The organism is Streptomyces sp. FIT100 (assembly GCF_024584805.1).
Taxonomy (GTDB): Bacteria; Actinomycetota; Actinomycetes; order Streptomycetales; family Streptomycetaceae; genus Streptomyces.
Genome location: NZ_CP075715.1, coordinates 3,900,328 through 3,918,371, shown reverse-complemented (window position 1 = coordinate 3,918,371; position 18,044 = coordinate 3,900,328). Strand labels below are relative to the sequence as shown.

Below are 18,044 nucleotides of genomic sequence, written 5' to 3'. Positions count from 1 at the left end.
GTCAGCGCTTGCGGCGCCGGCCCCTTCCGCCCCGTACTGCCGCTGCCGCCCCGCCGGCGGCGCCCGCCGGGCGGTCGGCGGAGACGACGAGGGCCGCGAGCACGGTGGTGACGGGTACGGACGCGACCAGGCCGATCGAGCCGATCAGCGTCCGTACGATCTCCTCCGCCACCAGCTCGCTGTTGGCGACCGTGCCCACGCCGGACTCCGCGATCGAGAAGAGCAGCAGCAGCGGCAGCGACGCACCGGCGTAGGCGAGGATGAGTGTGTTGACGACCGAGGCGATGTGGTCGCGGCCGATCCGGATGGCGGCCCGGTAGAGCCCGCGCGGTCCCAGCGTCGAATCCGCCTGGTGCAGCTCCCAGACCGCGGAGGTCTGGGTCACCGTCACATCGTCGAGCACACCGAGCGAACCGATGATCACGCCCGCAAGAAGCAGACCGGACATGTCGATGCCCGGGTAGAGGCCGTGGATCAGACCGGTGTTGTCGTCCGTGTTCCCGCTCAGCGCCGCCCAGCCGATGAAGAGCGAGCCGAGCAGCCCGATCAGCAGCAGCGAGATCAGTGTGCCGATCACCGCGACCGACGTACGGGCGGACAGGCCGTGGCACATGTACAGGGCGATGAGCATGATCGCGCTCGCCCCGACGACGGCCACGATCAGTGGATTCGAGCCCTGCAGGATCGCCGGCAGGATGAACAGCGTCAGGACGGCGAAGCTGATGACCAGCGCGATCAGTGCCATGACCCCGCGCATCCGCCCCACCGCGACGACCACGATGGCGAAGATCCCGGCGAGCAGCGTCATCGGGAACTGCCGGTCCACGTCGGCGACCGAGTACTGCAGATCGCGCGGTGCGTCGGGCGCGTACGCCACCACGACGCCCTGGCCCTCGTGCAGTTGGCGCGTCGAGTCCGGCTGCACGATCTCGGTGAACGTACGGCCCGCGTCCTTGCCGCTCGTGACCTCGACGGTCGCCTTCCCGCACGTGCCCTGCTGGGAATTGACCGCTTCCCGGCCCTCGGGCGTCGAGGTGTCGCCGGTCGGGGGCACCTGCCCGGCGTTCACGTCCTCGCAGGGGACCTGCTCGACCTCCACCACCTTCGCCGACTCGGTCTGCCGGTCGAAGCCGACACCCGTGCGCTCGTGGCCCGGTGCGCCGCCCGGCCAGAGGACGACGAGCCCCACCGCCACGGCGGTGGCGAAAGGAATCAGCACCGCGGCGATGACCCGCTGGAGGTGGCGGGAGACGGGCGCGGCCGGGCCATGACCGTGCGCATGGCCGTGGTCGTGGATGCCGGAGCGGTCGGCGGCCCGGTCGTCCGCCCGGCCGTCCGTGCTGCCGGGCCTGCGGCCGTCCGGTTCGGGGCTCTGCTGCGAGGAAGTCACCGACCGATCATCGCAAGAACGGAAGGGGCCCACTGTTCAGCACGCCCGATATGGCGCTAGCGTGGTGGGACCTTTGCACACGCGGGAGCTCGGAGCACCGGGCTGAGAGGGCGCTGACCTCCGTACATCCGTACGGGAAAGCTGCGCCGACCGCCGAACCTGTTACCGGGTAATGCCGGCGTAGGGAGTAGGTCTCATGACCACATCGGACACGCGCACGCCTGCCTCCAGTTCGTCCGAGGCCGGGAAGTCCATCGGCTGGCACAAGGGATACGTCGAGGGCTCGCGCCCCGACATCCGGGTGCCCGTCCGCCAAGTGCACCTCACCAACGGCAAGGACGTGACCCTGTACGACACGTCCGGGCCGTACACCGATCCGAACGTCGGGACCGACGTCCGCCGCGGGCTGTCGCCGCTGCGGGAGAACTGGATCATCGGTCGCGGCGACACCGAGGAGTACGCCGGCCGTCCCGTCCGCCCCGAGGACGACGGCATCAAGCACACCTCGCCGCGCGGCGGGCTGCGCAACCTCGACGCGGTCTTCCCCGGCCGCCCGCGCCAGCCCCGCCGGGGCCGCGAGGGACAGGCCGTGACGCAGCTGGCGTACGCCCGCCGTGGCGAGGTCACGCCGGAGATGGAGTACGTGGCGATCCGGGAGAACGTCTCGCCCGAGGTCGTGCGCGAGGAGATCGCCGCCGGGCGGGCGGTCCTTCCGGCGAACGTCAACCACCCGGAGACCGAGCCGATGATCATCGGCAAGCGGTTCCTGGTGAAGGTCAACGCCAACATCGGCAACTCCGCCGTGACCTCCTCCATCGAGGAGGAGGTGGAGAAGATGACCTGGGCGACCCGCTGGGGCGCGGACACGGTCATGGACCTCTCCACCGGCCGCAATATCCACACCACCCGCGAGTGGGTGCTGCGCAACTCCCCCGTGCCGATCGGCACCGTCCCGCTCTACCAGGCGCTGGAGAAGGTCGACGGCAGCGCCGAGGAGCTGAGCTGGGAGATCTACAAGGACACCGTCATCGAGCAGGCGGAGCAGGGCGTCGACTACATGACGGTCCACGCGGGCGTGCTGCTGCGGTACGTGCCGCTGACCGCCCGCCGCAAGACCGGCATCGTCTCGCGCGGCGGCTCGATCATGGCCGCGTGGTGCCTCGCGCACCACAAGGAGTCGTTCCTGTACGAGAACTTCGAGGAGCTCTGCGAGATCCTCGCGGCGTACGACGTCACGTACTCGCTCGGCGACGGCCTGCGGCCCGGCTCGATCGCGGACGCCAACGACGAGGCGCAGTTCGCCGAGTTGAGGACCCTCGGGGAGCTCAACACGATCGCCAAGCGCCACAACGTGCAGACGATGATCGAGGGCCCGGGGCACGTCCCGATGCACAAGATCAAGGAGAACATCGACCTCCAGCAGGAGATCTGCGAGGAGGCTCCCTTCTACACCCTGGGGCCCCTGACGACCGATGTGGCTCCCGCGTACGACCACATCACCAGCGGCATCGGCGCCGCCATGATCGCCTGGTGGGGCACGGCGATGCTCTGCTACGTCACGCCCAAGGAGCATCTGGGCCTGCCGAACCGGGACGACGTCAAGACCGGCGTCATCACCTACAAGATCGCGGCTCATGCCGCCGATCTTGCCAAGGGGCACCCGGGCGCGCAGGAGTGGGACGACGCCCTCTCCGACGCGCGCTTCGAGTTCCGCTGGGAGGACCAGTTCAATCTGGCCCTCGACCCGGACACGGCACGGGAGTTCCACGACGAGACACTGCCGGCGGAGCCGGCCAAGACCGCGCATTTCTGTTCCATGTGCGGGCCGAAGTTCTGCTCGATGAAGATCTCGCAGGACATCAGGCGCGAGCACGGCGGCGAGCTGAAGGCCGACGAGATCGAGGCGGGCATGGCGGAGAAGTCCGCCGAGTTCGCGGCGGCCGGGAGCCGGGTGTACCTGCCGATCGCGGACTGAACCGGCGCCGGTCCGTGTGCGCGGTGGAGGCCCCGTCCGGGTCTCCACCGCTCGACGGCGGTAGCGCCGCCGCCGACAGCGGCAGGGACTGAGGCGACCATGGCGAGAGCCGACGGTCCCCGGTGGCCCCCGCTGCTGTCGGCTATTCCGGCTGGTGTTCCGGAGGGCCGAAGTCCGGGCTGGTGAAGTCCGGGCTGGTGAACGTCGGGCGGGAAGTGGTCGAGGACCCCTCGCTGGGGCTGGAGAAGTCGGGTCCGCTGTAGCCGACCTTGGGGATCCGGTTCATCCGGCGGGGCGGGCCGGGGGAGGCCGGGTCGGCGCTGGGGTCGGCGAGGGCGGCGCGCAGGAACGGGACGACACCGCGCTCCAGGAGCGCGTGGCGCCATGCCTCCCGGGCGCGGGCCACTTCGTCGGGCAGTTCACCGCCCGGTTCCTCCGCGGGCAGCTGCGTCGCGCCGTTGCGCAGGGCGGTGATCAGCAGACCGATCGCGGCGGCCAGGAGCCCCGCCGCCGTCAGCGCCCCGAAGAACCAGCCGGCCGTCAGCAGGGTCTCCGCGAAGGAGGGTTCAGGGCTGAGCGCCTTCAGGGTGTAGCCCACGAGCAGAAAGATCACCGCTGCCGTGCCCGCCAGGACCGGCGCCAGGACGGTGAGCACGGCGCCGAAACCGGCCCCGGCGGACGAGTCGGCCGTGCCACTGGCCGCCGCGCCCAGCACCGAGCTCCGTACGGATGAGGCGGAGGGCGAGCGCAGCTCCTCCCGGACCTTCACGAAGTGCTCGTACTCCGCTGCCGCGGCGCTGGTTATCAGCGCGGTGGCGTTGAGGGCCATGGTGCGCAGTTGCTCGGCGTTGAGCCGCTTCCCGACGGCGGCGAGATCCGGGCGGTCGTGTGCGTTGCGCAGCGCGTCGTCGAGGATGCGCTCGTAGTCGGCGCGGTCCTCGGTCAGCAGGTGCGGAGCGCTGTTCATGTGCATCCCCCGATGCTCCGTAGGGCCGGATTGCCCGCGTGTGTGGGCGGTTGGGCAGAAACGGAGGAGAGCCTGCTACGGATAAGCCGATGGTAGAGCGGTTAATGCACGGGGTGACAGGGGGTTTCCGGAAATCGCCTGCCCCGGATTGGCTCAGCCATGCAGTGGCAGCCGGCACACCAGCAGCTTTCCGGCCATGGTCACTCCGCCGTCCATCGCGATGGCGAGCCCGTCCGCGTACACGTGCGGGCCCTCGACGACGGCGCTGGAGCCGCCCTGGCCGTCCGCCGCGTCCTCGGTGCCGACCTGGCCCAGGAGATACGGAATCGGGCTGTGGCCATGGACGATGCGCCCGCCGCCGTAGGCCGTGAGCAGGTCGCGCACGGCCTGCGGGCCGTCCTCGTCACGGAAGGCGAAGCGCTTGGTGAACTTGCGGAAGAGGTCCCAGCACTCGTCGGCGTCGTTCCGGTTGAGGATCTCGTGGACCTTGTCGTTGACGTCCGCGATCGTCGTGCCGTACTCGAGGTAGGCGGTCGTGTCGGAGTGCAGCAGCAGATGCCCGTCCTCCTCGACGACCGCGTCCAGCCGGGCCATCCACTGGAGATGGACGTCCTGGAGGCGGTCCATGTCGCTCTTCTGGCCACCGTTGAGCAGCCATGCGGCCTGGAAGGTGGCGGTGCCGGCACCGGAGTTGACGGGCGTGTCGCCGAAGCGCTTGGCGCCGATGAGCAGCAGTTCGTGGTTGCCCATCAGGGCCTTGCAGTAGCCGCCCGCGGCCGCGGCCTCGGCCGAGAGCCGCATGACGAGGTCGATGACGCCGATGCCGTCGGGGCCGCGGTCGGTGAAGTCGCCGAGGAACCACAGCCGGGCGTTCCCCGCCGACCAGTGGCCTTCGTCGTCGATCAGGCCCTGTTCGCCGAGCGCGGCGACGAGCTCGTCGAGGTAGCCGTGGACGTCGCCGACGACGTAGAGCGGGCCGAGGCCGTCCGGCGCGGGGGCCTCCGTCTCCACCGGCTCGACGGTCACCTGCACGGTGTCCTCGCGGCGGTTGACCACCGGTAGGTCGCGCTCGGTCGGGGTGTACCCCTCCGGAAGCTCGTCGTCCGGGACGGCGTTCCCCGGGTGGTCGAGGACGTGCTCGTAGGACGGGGCCTCCGACTGCACGGGGACCTGCGCGTACGGAGGCACGCGGAAGTCACGCAACGTCGCCGTACGCACCACGGGTCCCGGACCGGCCCCCTGAGTCATCGACCCCTCCACCACCGTCGCGCCGCCCTGCACCGTCGGACCGGCCTGGTCGGGGCGGCCCGCGGTGTCGTGCGCCCATCATAGGAATGCGGATCGTGCTGTGTGACGCACCAGGGGTGCTGAATCCGGGTACACCCCCGGTCCACGGCCTGTTTCGCCCCAATTGGGCTGGTCCAGTCCAGTCCCTTGTCCAGTTCGGACCGCGTTTCGGGCCCGCTCCTGGGCCTGCCCCTCGGGCCCGGGCGGGCTCGTGCCGAGCTCGGTCCGGGCGCGTGCCGGGCCCGGGTCTACTCCGGGGCAGGCGATCGCGGGTGGCTCACCGTCGTCCGCGGGGAGCGGCGCTGCGAGGACGCACGCACGATCAGCTCCGTCGGTATCACCTGCTCGACCGGCCGGCCGCCGTCGGCCCCCTCGATCGCGTCGATGAGCAGCTGGACGACGGCGGTGCCGATGCGCCGCGGCTTCAGCGAGAGGGTGGTGACGGGTGGGTCGGTGTTGGTGTAGACCGTGGACTCGCTGCAGCAGACGAGCAGCAGGTCGTCGGGGACGCGCAGCCCGTACCGCCGGGCCGCCGCGAGCAGATCGGTGCCGTTGGGGTCGAAGAGGCCGTAGACGGCGTCCGGCCGGTCGGGGCGGGCGAGCAGCCGGTCGGCGGCGACGGCTCCGGCGCAGGGGTCGTGCGCGGGGTACGCCTCGTAGACGGGGTCCTGGCCGACCCGCTCGCACCAGCGGAGGTACGCGGTGGTCGAGAGCCGGGTGTAGGTGTCGGTGGAGGTGCCCGTGAGCAGGCCGATCCGGCGGGCGCCGGCGGCGGCGAGGTGGTCGAGGAGGTCGAGTACGGCGGCTTCGTGATCGTTGTCGACCCAGGCGGTGACCGGGAGGGTGGGTGCCGGACGGCCGTCGGAGACGACGGGCAGGCCCTGGCGGACCAGTTCGGCGACGACCGGGTCGTGGTCGGAGGGGTCGACGACGACGGTGCCGTCGAGGGCGACGTTCGACCAGACGTCGTGGCGCGAGGTGGCGGGCAGGATGACGAGCGCGTAGCCGCGGGCGAGCGCGGCCGAGGTCGCCGCACGCGCCATCTCGGCGAAGTACGCGAATTCGGTGAAGGTGAAAGGTTCATCCCCGTACGTCGTCACGGTCAGGCCGATGAGTCCCGACTTGCCGGTGCGGAGCGTGCGGGCCGCGGCCGACGGCCGGTAGCCGAGCCGGTCGGCGACCTCGCGCACGTGGCGGCGCGTGGCGTCGGGGAGTCTTCCCTTGCCGTTGAGTGCGTCGGAGACAGTCGTGATGGAGACACCGGCTGCGGCGGCGACGTCCCGGATGCCCGCCCGACCTTGCCGGCTGCTCCGGCGGGATGTTTCCGTCCGGCTCACCTGGTGCTTCCCTGCTGCTGTCATGGCGAGCCGATAGTAGGGGGATGTCGAGCGGTTGGGCCGGTCGCATATGCAGCCGTTGACAGGCACGTTTCTGCATGGCGAGTGATGGTCAATTGCCTTGGAAACAAAGGGAGTTGGGCTGTCTGGCGCTACTCTCATGGTTGTCGACCGGCATAGACCTGCCAAGCTCCCGAGGTCTCGAAGAGGTCTCAACTCACCACTACGGGGGACGCGCGCCACGGAGTGAGCCACCGGCGCGTGCAAGGGCGGCGAGCGCTCCCCCCCCCTCCTGCCGGGGATCTGCCGCTTCCCCCGGCGATCTGCCGCCGCCCATTCGCACCGGCCGGGAATCCTCATAAGGTGAGCAGTATTGGTGAGCGGCACTGCTGTGCTGTTGTGTACGTCCGCGAGGACGACGGTCGAGGAGGACCTGCGGTGAGCGAGACGAGCCCCAAGCTGCGCGCAGAGCTGGACGGCATTCCCACCTACAAGCCCGGCAAGCCCGCCGCGGCCGAGGGTCCGGTCGCGTTCAAGCTCTCCTCCAACGAGAATCCGTACCCGCCGCTGCCCGGCGTGATGGAGAGCGCTTTGGCCGCCGCCGGCAGCTTCAACCGGTATCCGGACATGGCCTGTACCGGGCTGATGAACGAGCTCTCCGACCGCTTCGGGGTGCCCGTGTCCCACCTGGCGACCGGCACCGGCTCCGTGGGAGTGGCCCAGCAGCTGCTCCAGGCCACCGCGGGCCCCGGCGACGAGGTCATCTACGCATGGCGGTCCTTCGAGGCGTACCCGATCATCACCCAGATCAGCGGGGCCACCTCGGTGCCGACGCCCCTGACCTCGGGCGATGTGCACGATCTGGACGCGATGGCGGACGCAGTCACCGACCGGACACGGCTGATCTTCGTCTGCAACCCGAACAACCCCACCGGCACGGTGGTGCACCGGGCCGAGCTGGAGCGGTTCCTCGACCGGGTGCCGTCCGATGTGCTGGTGGTGCTGGACGAGGCGTACCGCGAGTTCATCAGGGACACGGACGTGCCGGACGGTGTCGAGATCTACCGTCGGCGTCCGAACGTGGCCGTGCTCAGGACGTTCTCCAAGGCGTACGGTCTGGCCGGCCTGCGCGTCGGTTTCGCGATCGCCCACGAGCCGGTGGCCGCCGCGCTGCGCAAGACGGCGGTGCCCTTCGGCGTCAGCCAGGTCGCCCAGGACGCGGCGGTCGCGTCGCTGCGGGCCGAGGACGAACTGCTCGGCCGGGTCGGCTCGTTGGTCGCCGAGCGGACGCGGGTGCACGAGGGACTGGTGAAGCAGGGCTGGACCGTGCCGCAGACCCAGGCGAACTTCGTCTGGCTGAGGCTCGGCGAGCGCACGGTCGACTTCGCGGCGGCGTGCGAGCGGGCGGGGGTCGTGGTGCGGCCGTTCCCGGGTGAGGGTGTGCGGGTCACGATCGGCGAGTGCGAGGCGAACGACGTCTTCCTGCAGACGGCGGAGGCGTTCCGCTCGGCGCTGTAGCCGCCCTGGGCCCATGCTGGCCCCGTTACGCGCCGGGGGCCCCACACTGGGGCCGTCACGCCGTCCCCGGGGGCGCGAGGCCCCCCGGGGCCCCGCCCTGCCGGCGTTCGCCTCCAGGGCGGGGGAGCCCGGAGTGCTGAAGTGGGACCCCCCTCTTGGGTGCGGATTTCGTATGCGCCATAATGCTTGTGAATGTGAACGCGTTCACAAGCTCGCCCTGAAAATCCCGGTATCGCCGGGGTTGCGAGGGGTAATGGTGTCGTGACCGCGCCGACGTAAGGAGAGGACGACGTGGACCTCGCTCTGGCGCCAGAGACTCTGGCGCGCTGGCAGTTCGGCATCACGACCGTCTATCACTTCCTGTTCGTCCCCCTGACGATCTCGCTGGCCGCACTGACGGCCGGGCTGCAGACGGCCTGGGTGCGGACCGGGAAGGAGAAGTACCTCAGGGCGACCAAGTTCTGGGGCAAGCTCTTCCTGATCAACATCGCCATGGGTGTGGTCACGGGCATCGTGCAGGAGTTCCAGTTCGGCATGAACTGGTCCGACTACTCTCGCTTCGTCGGGGATGTGTTCGGAGCCCCGCTCGCCTTCGAGGCGCTGATCGCCTTCTTCTTCGAGTCCACGTTCATCGGCCTGTGGATCTTCGGCTGGGACAAGCTCCCGAAGAAGATCCATCTTGCCTGCATCTGGATGGTCGCGATCGGCACGATCCTCTCGGCGTACTTCATCCTGGCCGCCAACTCCTGGATGCAGCACCCGGTCGGCTACCGGTTCAACGAGGCGAACGGACGAGCGGAGCTCACGGACTTCTGGCTCGTCCTGACCCAGAACACCGCCCTCACCCAGGTCTTCCACACCCTCACGGCCGCCTTCCTCGCCGGTGGCGCGTTCATGGTCGGCATCTCCGCCTTCCATCTGCGGCGCAAGAAGCACATCCCGGAGATGAAGAGCTCGCTGCGGCTGGGCCTGATCACCGTCGTCATCGCGGGTCTGCTCACCGCCGTCAGCGGCGACTTCCTCGGCAAGGTCATGTACAAGCAGCAGCCGATGAAGATGGCCGCGGCCGAGGCGCTCTGGGACGGTGAGAAGCCGGCGCCGTTCTCCGTCTTCGCCTACGGCGATGTGGACAAGGGCCACAACACGGTCGCGATAGAGATCCCCGGCCTGCTCTCCTTCCTGGCCAACGACGACTTCACGTCGTACGTCCCCGGGATCAACGACACCAACAAGGCCGAGCAGGAGAAGTACGGGCCCGGCGACTACCGGCCCAACATCGCCGTCACCTACTGGGGCTTCCGCTGGATGATCGGCTTCGGCATGGCGTCCTTCGCCATCGGCCTGGTCGGACTCTGGATGACCCGCAAGAAGTTCCTGCTGCCACCCGCGTTGAGGGTGGGTGAGGACGAGGTGCCGCATGTCGTGCTCTTCAAGCAGCCGCTCGGCGCCAGGCTCAGCAGGCTGTACTGGCTGGTCGCGATCTGGACGCTTGGCTTCCCGCTGATCGCCAGCTCCTGGGGCTGGATCTTCACCGAGATGGGGCGGCAGCCCTGGGTCGTGTACGGAGTGCTCCGCACCCGTGACGCGGTCTCGCCCGGTGTCTCCCAGGCCGAAGTGCTCACCTCGATGATCGTCTTCACGGCGCTCTACGCGGTGCTCGCGGTGATCGAGGTCAAGCTGCTGGTGAAGTACGTCAAGGCCGGTCCTCCCGAGCTCACCGAGTCCGACCTCAACCCCCCCACCAAGATCGGCGGCGACGACCGCGACGCCGACCGGCCGATGGCCTTCTCCTACTGAGACCGAGGACTGGGAGCTGAGGCATGGAACTCCACAACGTCTGGTTCGTACTGATCGCCGTCCTCTGGATCGGCTACTTCTTCCTCGAAGGCTTTGACTTCGGGGTCGGCATTCTGACGAGACTGCTCGCCCGGGACCGCCCCGAGCGGCGCGTGCTCATCAACACCATCGGCCCCGTCTGGGACGGGAACGAGGTGTGGCTGCTCACGGCGGGCGGTGCGACGTTCGCCGCCTTCCCCGAGTGGTACGCCACGCTCTTCTCCGGCTTCTATCTGCCGCTGCTGATCATCCTGGTCTGCCTGATCGTGCGCGGAGTCGCCTTCGAGTACCGCGCGAAGCGGCCGGAGGAGCGGTGGCAGCGCAACTGGGAGCAGGCGATCTTCTGGACCTCGCTGGTGCCGGCGGTGCTGTGGGGTGTGGCCTTCGGCAACATCGTGCGCGGTGTGAAGATCGACGCCGAGATGGAGTACGTCGGCACCTTCGCGGACCTGCTCAATCCGTACGCGATCCTCGCCGGGCTGGTGACGCTGTCGCTCTTCACCTTCCATGGCGCGGTGTTCGTCGCGCTGAAGACGGTCGGGGACATCCGGGAGCGGGCGCGGAAGCTGGCCCGGACCCTGGGAGTGATCACGGCCGTGCTCGCGCTCGGCTTCCTGAGCTGGACCCAGGCGGAGAAGGGCGACGGGGTCAGCCTGGTCGCGATGATCGTCGCGGTCCTGGCGCTCGTGGGGGCGGTCGGGGCGAACCAGATGGGGCGTGAGGGCTGGTCGTTCGCCTTGTCGGGCCTCACGATCGCGGCGGCGGTGGCGATGCTCTTCCTGACGCTCTTCCCGAACGTCATGCCGTCGTCGCTCAATGAGCAGTGGAGCCTGACGGTGACCAACGCCTCGTCGAGCCCGTACACGCTGAAGATCATGACGTGGTGTGCGGCGATTGCGACGCCCGTGGTGCTGCTGTACCAGGGGTGGACGTACTGGGTGTTCCGGAAGCGGATCGGCACACAGCACATCGCTGATCCGCACTGAGTTCCGCAGGGCCCCCGGTCGGGCCCATGACTGAGGGATGTTTCACGTGAAACCCGTCGACCCGCGTCTGCTCCGGTACGCCAGGGCCACCCGCTTCTTCATGGCGGCCGTAGTGGCCCTCGGCCTGGCCGGGGCGGCGCTGGTCGTCGGTCAGGCGATGCTCATCGCCGAGGTGGTGGTGGGGGCGTTCCAGCACGGGCTGGAGGCGTCCGGGCTGTGGACGGAACTGGTCCTGCTGGCGTTGGTCGCCGCGGGCCGGGGACTCGTGTCGTGGCTGACCGAACTCGCGGCGCACCGGGCGAGTGCGGCGGTCAAGAGTGAGTTGCGGATGCGGCTGCTGGAGCGAGCGACGGTGCTTGGGCCGGGCTGGCTGAGCGGACAGCGCACCGGCTCGCTCGTCGCACTGGCGACTCGCGGGGTGGACGCTCTCGATGACTACTTCGCGCGCTATACGCCGCAGCTGGGGCTCGCGGTCGTGGTTCCGGTGGCGGTGCTGGCGCGCATCGTCACCGAGGACTGGGTGTCGGCCGCGGTCATCGTTGTGACCCTGCCGCTGATTCCGCTCTTCATGGTGCTGATCGGCTGGGCCACGGAGGCCCGGATGGACCGTCAGTGGAAGCTGCTGTCACGGCTGTCGGGACATTTCCTCGATGTGGTGGCGGGGCTACCGACGCTGAAGGTGTTCGGTCGGGCGAAGGCGCAGGCCGAGTCGATCCGGACGATCACGGCGGAGTACCGGCGGGCGACGCTGAAGACGCTGAGGATCGCCTTCCTCTCCTCGTTCGCGCTGGAGCTGCTGTCGACGCTGTCGGTGGCGCTGGTGGCCGTCGGCATCGGGATGCGGCTCGTCCACGGAGAGCTCGATCTGTACACGGGCCTCGTGGTGCTGATCCTTGCGCCCGAGGCGTATCTCCCGCTCCGACAGGTCGGCGCGCAGTATCACGCGGCGGCAGAGGGGCTCTCGGCGGCGGAGGAGATCTTCGACGTGCTGGAGACACCCGTGCGGGCCGGGGGCACGGGAAGTGCCGGCTCGGTACGGCTGGAGCTCTCCGGGGTGACGGTCCGGCGTCCGGGCCGGGCGGAGCCGTCGCTCGACTCGGCCTCGTTGGTGGTCGAGCCGGGCGAAGTGGTGGCCCTGGTGGGTCCGAGCGGCGTCGGAAAGTCCACGCTGCTGGATGTGGTGCTGGGGTTCGTGCCGCCGGCCGAGGGGCGGGTGACGCTCGGCGGCACGGCTCTGGATGCCCTCGACCTCGAACGCTGGCGGGAGTCGATCGCCTGGGTCCCGCAGCGGCCGTACCTCTTCGCGGGAACGGTCGCGGAGAACGTACGGCTCGCGCGACCGGAGGCGGATGACGCGGAGGTCGTGGCGGCTCTGCGGGACGCGGGGGCGTACGACTTCGTGACCGCGCTGCCGCGGGGTGTGGACACGGTCCTCGGCGAGGACGGCGCGGGCCTCTCCGCCGGACAGCGCCAACGGCTCGCGCTCGCCCGGGCGTTCCTCGCGGACCGGCCACTGCTGCTGCTCGACGAGCCCACGGCGGCGCTGGACGGCGAGACCGAGGCGGGGATCGTGGAGGCGGTCCGCCGGCTGGCGGTGGGGCGGACGGTGTTGCTGGTCGTGCACCGGCCGGCGCTGCTGGCGCTCGCGGACCGGGTGGTGGAGCTGGGCCCCGGCCACTCGCCCGTTGCCGCGGGCGCCCTGGAACTCCTCGGCGCCTCCGCCGCCCTGAGGCCCTCGTCCCCGGCGCACGCCGACGACGGCGGGCCCGCCACCGCATCGGCGGAGGGCGGCCAGAGGGGCGCCGGGGTGGCGGCGCGGGTGCGGGGCATGGCTGGGGAGCTGCGGGGTCGGCTGATGCTCGCGCTGCTGCTCGGGAGTCTGGCGCTCGGGTCGGCCGTGGGGCTCATGGCCGTGTCCGGGTGGCTCATCTCGCGGGCCTCGGAGCAGCCGCCCGTCCTGTATCTGATGGTGGCGGTCACGGCCACGCGGGCGTTCGGGATCGGGCGGGCCGTCTTCCGGTACGCCGAGCGGCTCGTGTCGCACGACGCCGTGCTGCGGATGCTCGCGGATCTACGGGTCGGGGTGTACCGGCGGCTGGAGCGGCTCGCGCCGGCCGGACTGCGTCGTACCCGGCGGGGTGATCTGCTGTCGCGGCTGGTCGCCGATGTCGACGCGCTCCAGGACTACTGGCTGCGGTGGCTGCTGCCCGCGGGCGTCGCGGTCGTCGTCGGGACCGGCGCCGTCGGGTTCACCGCGTGGCTGCTGCCCGAGGCCGGTGCCGTGCTCGCCGTCGGGCTGCTCGCCGCGGGGGTGGCCGTCCCGGCGGTCAGCGGTGCGTGCGCCCGCCGGGCCGAGCGCAGGCTCGCCCCGGCCCGTGGGGCGCTGGCGGCACGGGTCGTCGATCTGCTGCGCGGAACGGCCGAGCTCACCGTCTCCGGGGCGCTGAAGGGCCGGCTCGCCGCCGTGCGGGAGGCCGACCAGGCGCTGACCCGGATCGCCTCGCGCACCGCCTCCGCCACCGCGCTGGGCGCCGGGCTCTCCGCCCTCGCCTGTGGACTGACCGTCGTCTTCGCCGCGTACGCGGGTGTCATGGCCGTCCACGCGGGCCGTATCGAGGGCGTCGAACTCGCGGTCGTCGTCCTGACCCCGCTCGCCGCGTTCGAGGCCGTCACCGGGCTCCCGCTCGCCGTGCAGTACCGCCAGCGGGTCAAGCGGAGTGCGGAGCGGGTCTTCGAGGTGCTCGACGCGCCCGCGCCCGTCCACGAGCCGTCGCACCCGGCCCCCGCACCCGCCTCGCCGTTCCCGCTCCAGGTCCGCGGGCTCGCGGCGCGCCACGCGGGTCAGGACCGCGACGCCCTCGACGGCCTGGAGCTGAGCCTCACCGCGGGCAGGCGGATCGCGGTCGTCGGCGCGTCCGGTTCCGGAAAGACCACCCTCGCGCAGGTCCTGCTGCGCTTCCTCGACGCACGTGCGGGCACGTACACCCTCGGTGGGACGGACGCGGCGGCGCTCGACGGGGACACCGTCCGCCGGTTCGTCGGGCTCTGTGCCCAGGACGCCCATATCTTCGACAGCTCCATCCGCGAGAACCTCCGGCTCGCCCGCACCGACGCATCCGACGCCGAACTGCGCGCGGTGCTCGCCGGAGCCCGGCTGCTGGAGTGGGCGGACGGCCTGCCCGCCGGTCTGGACACCCTGGTCGGCGAGCACGGTGCCCGGCTCTCCGGCGGCCAGCGCCAGCGTCTGGCCCTCGCCCGCGCACTTCTCGCCGACTTCCCCGTCCTGCTCCTCGACGAGCCGGCCGAGCACCTCGACCTGGCCACGGCCGACGCGCTCACCGCGGATCTGCTGGCCGCCACGGAGGGACGTACGGTGCTGCTGATCACCCACCGGCTGCGCGGGATCGAGTCCGTCGACGAGATCCTGGTGCTGGACGACGGCCGGACCGTGCAGCGGGGACCGTACGCGGAGCTGGCGGTGGTGGACGGGCCCCTGCGGCGGATGCTGGAGCGCGAGCGTGCCGGTGACCTCGTGGCCGGTCCCGTTCTCGGCCCCGTCGGTGGTCTCGGCGGAGGTTCCGTCGGCCGTCGTGTCGTCGGCCGGACGGACAGCGCGATCCGGGAGTCGACTTTCCCTGGCAAATAGGGCTTATTAGGCTCAAGGGCATGACAGCGCCCGAGATGAGGGATCCCGAGGGGCCCCCGCACCCGGAAGGGCCTCTTGAAGCCGCCACCCAGGCGACCCGCAGTCTCCAGGGCCTGTCCACCGAGCTCACGGCCCGCGTCCCCCAGCTGCTGGAAGCGATGCGCTCCATCGGCACGGGACTGGAACTGCACTCCACCCTCGACCGGATCTGCGAGACCGCGGCGGAGCTCGCCTGCGCCCGGTACGCCGCCATCGGCGTCGTCGGCGAGGAGGGCAAGGGCCTCTCCGACTTCGTGACCTACGGGGTCACGGAGGACGTGGCGCGGCGCATCGGGCATCCGCCCGACGGCCGCAAAGGGCTGCTCGGCGCGCTGATCCACCACCCCGAGCCGATCCGGCTCGCGGATCTGACGCGGGATCCGCGATCCGCCGGTTTCCCCCCGGGGCATCCGCCGATGAAGACCTTCCTCGGCGTACCGATCCGGGTCCAGGGCGAGATCTTCGGCAATCTCTATCTGGCGGAGAAACGGGGCGGCGGGTCCGCGGGCGACGAGGTCGGCGGCGCCGAGTTCAGCGCGTACGACCTCCATATGCTGCGGGTCCTCGCGACCGAGGCCGGCATCGCGATCGGCAACGCCCGTCTGTACGAGGCGGCCCGGCAGCGCGAGCGCTGGATCGACGGCTCCGTCGCCGTCACCACCGCGCTGCTCTCCGGCGGTGACGCGGACGACGCCCTCAGCGTCGTCGCGGAACAGGCGCGCAGGCTCGCCGGAGCCGCGGCCGGGCTCGTGCTGCTCCCGGCCGACGACGGCGGGCTGGAGATCGTCGCCGCCTCCGGGCCCCAGTCGCGCAGGCCGCTCGGCGTCGTCGTCCCGGAGGAGAGCCCTGCCGTCGCCTCGCTGCTCGCGGGTGAGGCCGTGTTCGTCGCGGACGCCGCCACCGATCCGCGTCTGATCACCGATGTGATGCGCGACTACGGGCCGGGCATGCTGCTGCCGCTGCACAGCGGCGGCCGGGTGCTCGGTGCGCTGATCACACCGCGGGTGCGCGGCGCGCGCCCGTTCACCGAGGCCGAACGCACCCTGGCCACGCAGTTCGCCTCACAGGCCGCGGTGGCGCTGATGATGGCCGAGGCCCAGCGGGACCGTGAACGGCTCGCCGTGTACGAGGACCGCGACCGGATCGCCCGCGATCTGCACGACCTGGTGATCCAGCGGCTGTTCGCCACCGGGATGATGCTGGAGAGCGCACAGCGCAAGTCTCGGGTGCCCGCCGTGCAGGAGGGGGTCGGCAAGGCGGTCGACGAACTGGACGTGACCATCCAGGAGATCCGCACCGCCATCTTCGCGCTCCAGCAAGGGCCTGCGGAGGCGCCGTCCGGGCTGCGCACGCGCGTGCTGCGGGAGATCAACATGGCCGCTGTGCCCCTGGGCTTCAAGCCCGCGCACCGCTTCCTCGGCCCGGTCGACACGGTGGTCGGGGAGCTGACGGGCAAGAACCTGATCGCGGCGCTGCGCGAGGCACTCTCCAACGCCTTCCGGCACGCGGCCGCGTCCCGCATCGAGGTCGTCGTCGACGCGAGCGTACGGCTCGGCGGCCAGGGCGACGGCGCAGCCGGGGATCACGGCGCCCGGGATGACGCGCAGGGCGAGCCCGGGGTGCGGCTGTCGGTGGCGGACGACGGTGTGGGCATTCCGGAGGGCGGTCGGCGCAGCGGTCTGCGCAATCTCCGGCGGCGCGCCGAGTCGCTGGGCGGATCGAGCTGGTGCGAGCCGGGCATCGCGGAGGACGGCGGCGGTACGACGCTGATCTGGGAGGCGCCTCTTCAGCCGCGCGCGGGCTCGGCCGTCGGTGAGGATCAGCCGGAAGCCTGAACGGCCACCTGGTGCGAACGGCCTGGTACGGGCCGTTTCTGACGGGCCGTGACGTCGATGTCGCCGGACCGGGCCGCCGCCCGGCTCGGTCCCGTGCCCTGACTGGGCCAGGTGGACGTACGACACCGACTAAATGCTGCGAATCGGGCAAATCCGGTGTGAAGATCCGAGAATGGGCCACCAACACCGCGACCGGCGCCGGCACCGGCTGATGCTCGTGCCTCTGCTGTGCCTGCTGCTGGTCCTCCCGGCATCACCGGCCGCCGCCAACGACGGGCCCACCGTCGGATCCGAGGTGCTCCGCCTCTATGACGAGGTGGCGAAGGCCACCGCGTCGTACGAGCGCGGTCTGCACGCATCGGAGATCGAGCGCGCCCGTACCGAGCGGCTCCAGCAGCGGCTGGCCGAACGGCGCAGTGAACTCGAAGGGCTGCACAACAAGATCGGGGCCGTCGCCCGCGCCCAGTACCGGTCGGGCGGCTCCCTGGCGATCACGGCCAAGCTGCTGCTCGCCGACGACCCCGACGAGATGATGCGCGGCTGGCAGCTGGCGTGGCAGGCGGACCTCGCCGTGAACCGGCTGCTCGACCAGACCGAGAAGGCCGAGGACCGGGCCAGCAGGGCGGAGGAGCGGGCGCGCGCCGCCTGGCTCCGCCTTGAGGAGCGCACATCGAGGCTGGCCTGGCAGAAGCAGGGCATCGAGACCAAGCTGGAGTCGGCGCAGTGGATGCTCCAGGGGGAGGCCAACCGCAGTGCGGCGGCCGGGGAGTGCTCCGGAGCGGATCGGCTCGACCAGCCGCCGCTGGAAGCGGGTCCCAACTGGGTGTCGCCTGTGGAGTACTACACGCTGTCGGCCGGGTACGACAGCGCGGGCGGCCGGTGGTCGCACCGGCACACGGGACAGGACTTCGCCGTCGGCATCGGCGCACCGGTGCGGTCGGTGGGTGAGGGCCGGGTGGTCTCGGTCTCCTGCGGCGGAGCCTTCGGCATGGAGGTCGTGGTCGAGCACGCGGGCGGCTGGTACACGCAGTACGCCCACCTCGCCGCGGTCACCGTCGACCAGGGTGAACTCGTCAGCACCGGCCAGTGGGTCGGGCAGGCGGGTACGACCGGGAACTCGACGGGGCCGCATCTGCACTTCGAGGCGCGGCTCACCCCGTACTACGGGTCCGCGGTGGATCCGGTGGCCTGGCTGGCCGAGCGCGGCGTCCAACTGGGCTGACGACCA

At 70.9% G+C, this 18,044-nt stretch carries 11 protein-coding genes and 1 riboswitch; of the genes, 7 read left to right on the top strand and 4 right to left on the bottom strand.

The genetic code is table 11. The features are described from left to right. Position 1: 1 nt before the first annotated feature. Positions 2–1,390, bottom strand: coding sequence for a YibE/F family protein (locus KK483_RS17575; RefSeq protein WP_399014253.1), 1,389 nt, complete (start codon positions 1,388–1,390; stop codon positions 2–4). A 71-nt stretch (positions 1,391–1,461) separates the two neighbouring features. Continuing rightward, positions 1,462–1,594: riboswitch (TPP riboswitch) on the top strand. On the opposite strand from KK483_RS17575, the gene thiC reads away from it, so the two are divergent. Then, the gene (gene thiC / locus KK483_RS17570; RefSeq protein ID WP_262006163.1) at positions 1,587–3,365 is read left to right on the top strand and encodes a phosphomethylpyrimidine synthase ThiC; all 1,779 of its coding nucleotides are present in this window, start codon (positions 1,587–1,589) and stop codon (positions 3,363–3,365) included. It overlaps the preceding riboswitch by 8 nt. 142 nt (positions 3,366–3,507) lie before the next feature. Here thiC and KK483_RS17565 read toward each other — a convergent pair whose 3' ends face one another. From KK483_RS17565 to KK483_RS17555, 3 genes are all read right to left on the bottom strand, one after another. Further along, positions 3,508–4,338, bottom strand: a complete 831-nt coding sequence (locus tag KK483_RS17565; protein ID WP_262006162.1) for a hypothetical protein — start codon at positions 4,336–4,338, stop codon at positions 3,508–3,510. A gap of 147 nt (positions 4,339–4,485) precedes the next feature. Beyond that, on the bottom strand, positions 4,486–5,595 hold the full coding sequence (locus KK483_RS17560; RefSeq protein WP_262009568.1) for a metallophosphoesterase: 1,110 nt from the start codon (positions 5,593–5,595) through the stop codon (positions 4,486–4,488). Positions 5,596–5,867: 272 nt separating this feature from the next. Next, positions 5,868–6,980, bottom strand: coding sequence for a LacI family DNA-binding transcriptional regulator (locus KK483_RS17555; protein WP_262006161.1), 1,113 nt, complete (start codon positions 6,978–6,980; stop codon positions 5,868–5,870). 414 nt (positions 6,981–7,394) lie between these two features. Here KK483_RS17555 and hisC point away from each other — a divergent pair, with 414 nt between their 5' ends. The 6 genes from hisC to KK483_RS17525 all read left to right on the top strand — a co-directional run bounded on the left by hisC (position 7,395) and on the right by KK483_RS17525 (position 18,038). Continuing rightward, entirely contained in the window at positions 7,395–8,474 is a 1,080-nt protein-coding gene (gene hisC / locus KK483_RS17550; RefSeq protein ID WP_262006160.1) for a histidinol-phosphate transaminase, read from the top strand. A 291-nt stretch (positions 8,475–8,765) separates the two neighbouring features. After that, positions 8,766–10,271, top strand: a complete 1,506-nt coding sequence (locus tag KK483_RS17545) for a cytochrome ubiquinol oxidase subunit I (RefSeq protein ID WP_262006158.1) — start codon at positions 8,766–8,768, stop codon at positions 10,269–10,271. A gap of 23 nt (positions 10,272–10,294) precedes the next feature. After that, entirely contained in the window at positions 10,295–11,296 is a 1,002-nt protein-coding gene (cydB, locus tag KK483_RS17540) for a cytochrome d ubiquinol oxidase subunit II (protein ID WP_262006157.1), read from the top strand. 46 nt (positions 11,297–11,342) lie between these two features. Continuing rightward, entirely contained in the window at positions 11,343–14,942 is a 3,600-nt protein-coding gene (cydD, locus tag KK483_RS17535) for a thiol reductant ABC exporter subunit CydD (protein WP_262006156.1), read from the top strand. A gap of 20 nt (positions 14,943–14,962) precedes the next feature. Then, complete coding sequence (locus KK483_RS17530) at positions 14,963–16,816, top strand: GAF domain-containing protein (protein ID WP_399014250.1); 1,854 nt, start codon at positions 14,963–14,965, stop codon at positions 16,814–16,816. Between the two features lie 172 nt (positions 16,817–16,988). Beyond that, positions 16,989–18,038, top strand: coding sequence for a M23 family metallopeptidase (locus KK483_RS17525; protein ID WP_262006155.1), 1,050 nt, complete (start codon positions 16,989–16,991; stop codon positions 18,036–18,038). Positions 18,039–18,044 lie beyond the last annotated feature (6 nt).

Bases quoted from the DNA above. Each gene is read 5' to 3' on its own strand.
- KK483_RS17565 (WP_262006162.1), bottom strand. From the start codon at position 4,338: ATGCACATGAACAGCGCTCCGCACCTGCTGACCGAGGACCGCGCCGAC.
- KK483_RS17530 (WP_399014250.1), top strand. From the start codon at position 14,963: ATGACAGCGCCCGAGATGAGGGATCCCGAGGGGCCCCCGCACCCGGAA.
- KK483_RS17555 (WP_262006161.1), bottom strand. From the start codon at position 6,980: ATGACAGCAGCAGGGAAGCACCAGGTGAGCCGGACGGAAACATCCCGC.
- thiC (WP_262006163.1), top strand. From the start codon at position 1,587: ATGACCACATCGGACACGCGCACGCCTGCCTCCAGTTCGTCCGAGGCC.
- KK483_RS17525 (WP_262006155.1), top strand. From the start codon at position 16,989: ATGGGCCACCAACACCGCGACCGGCGCCGGCACCGGCTGATGCTCGTG.
- cydB (WP_262006157.1), top strand. From the start codon at position 10,295: ATGGAACTCCACAACGTCTGGTTCGTACTGATCGCCGTCCTCTGGATC.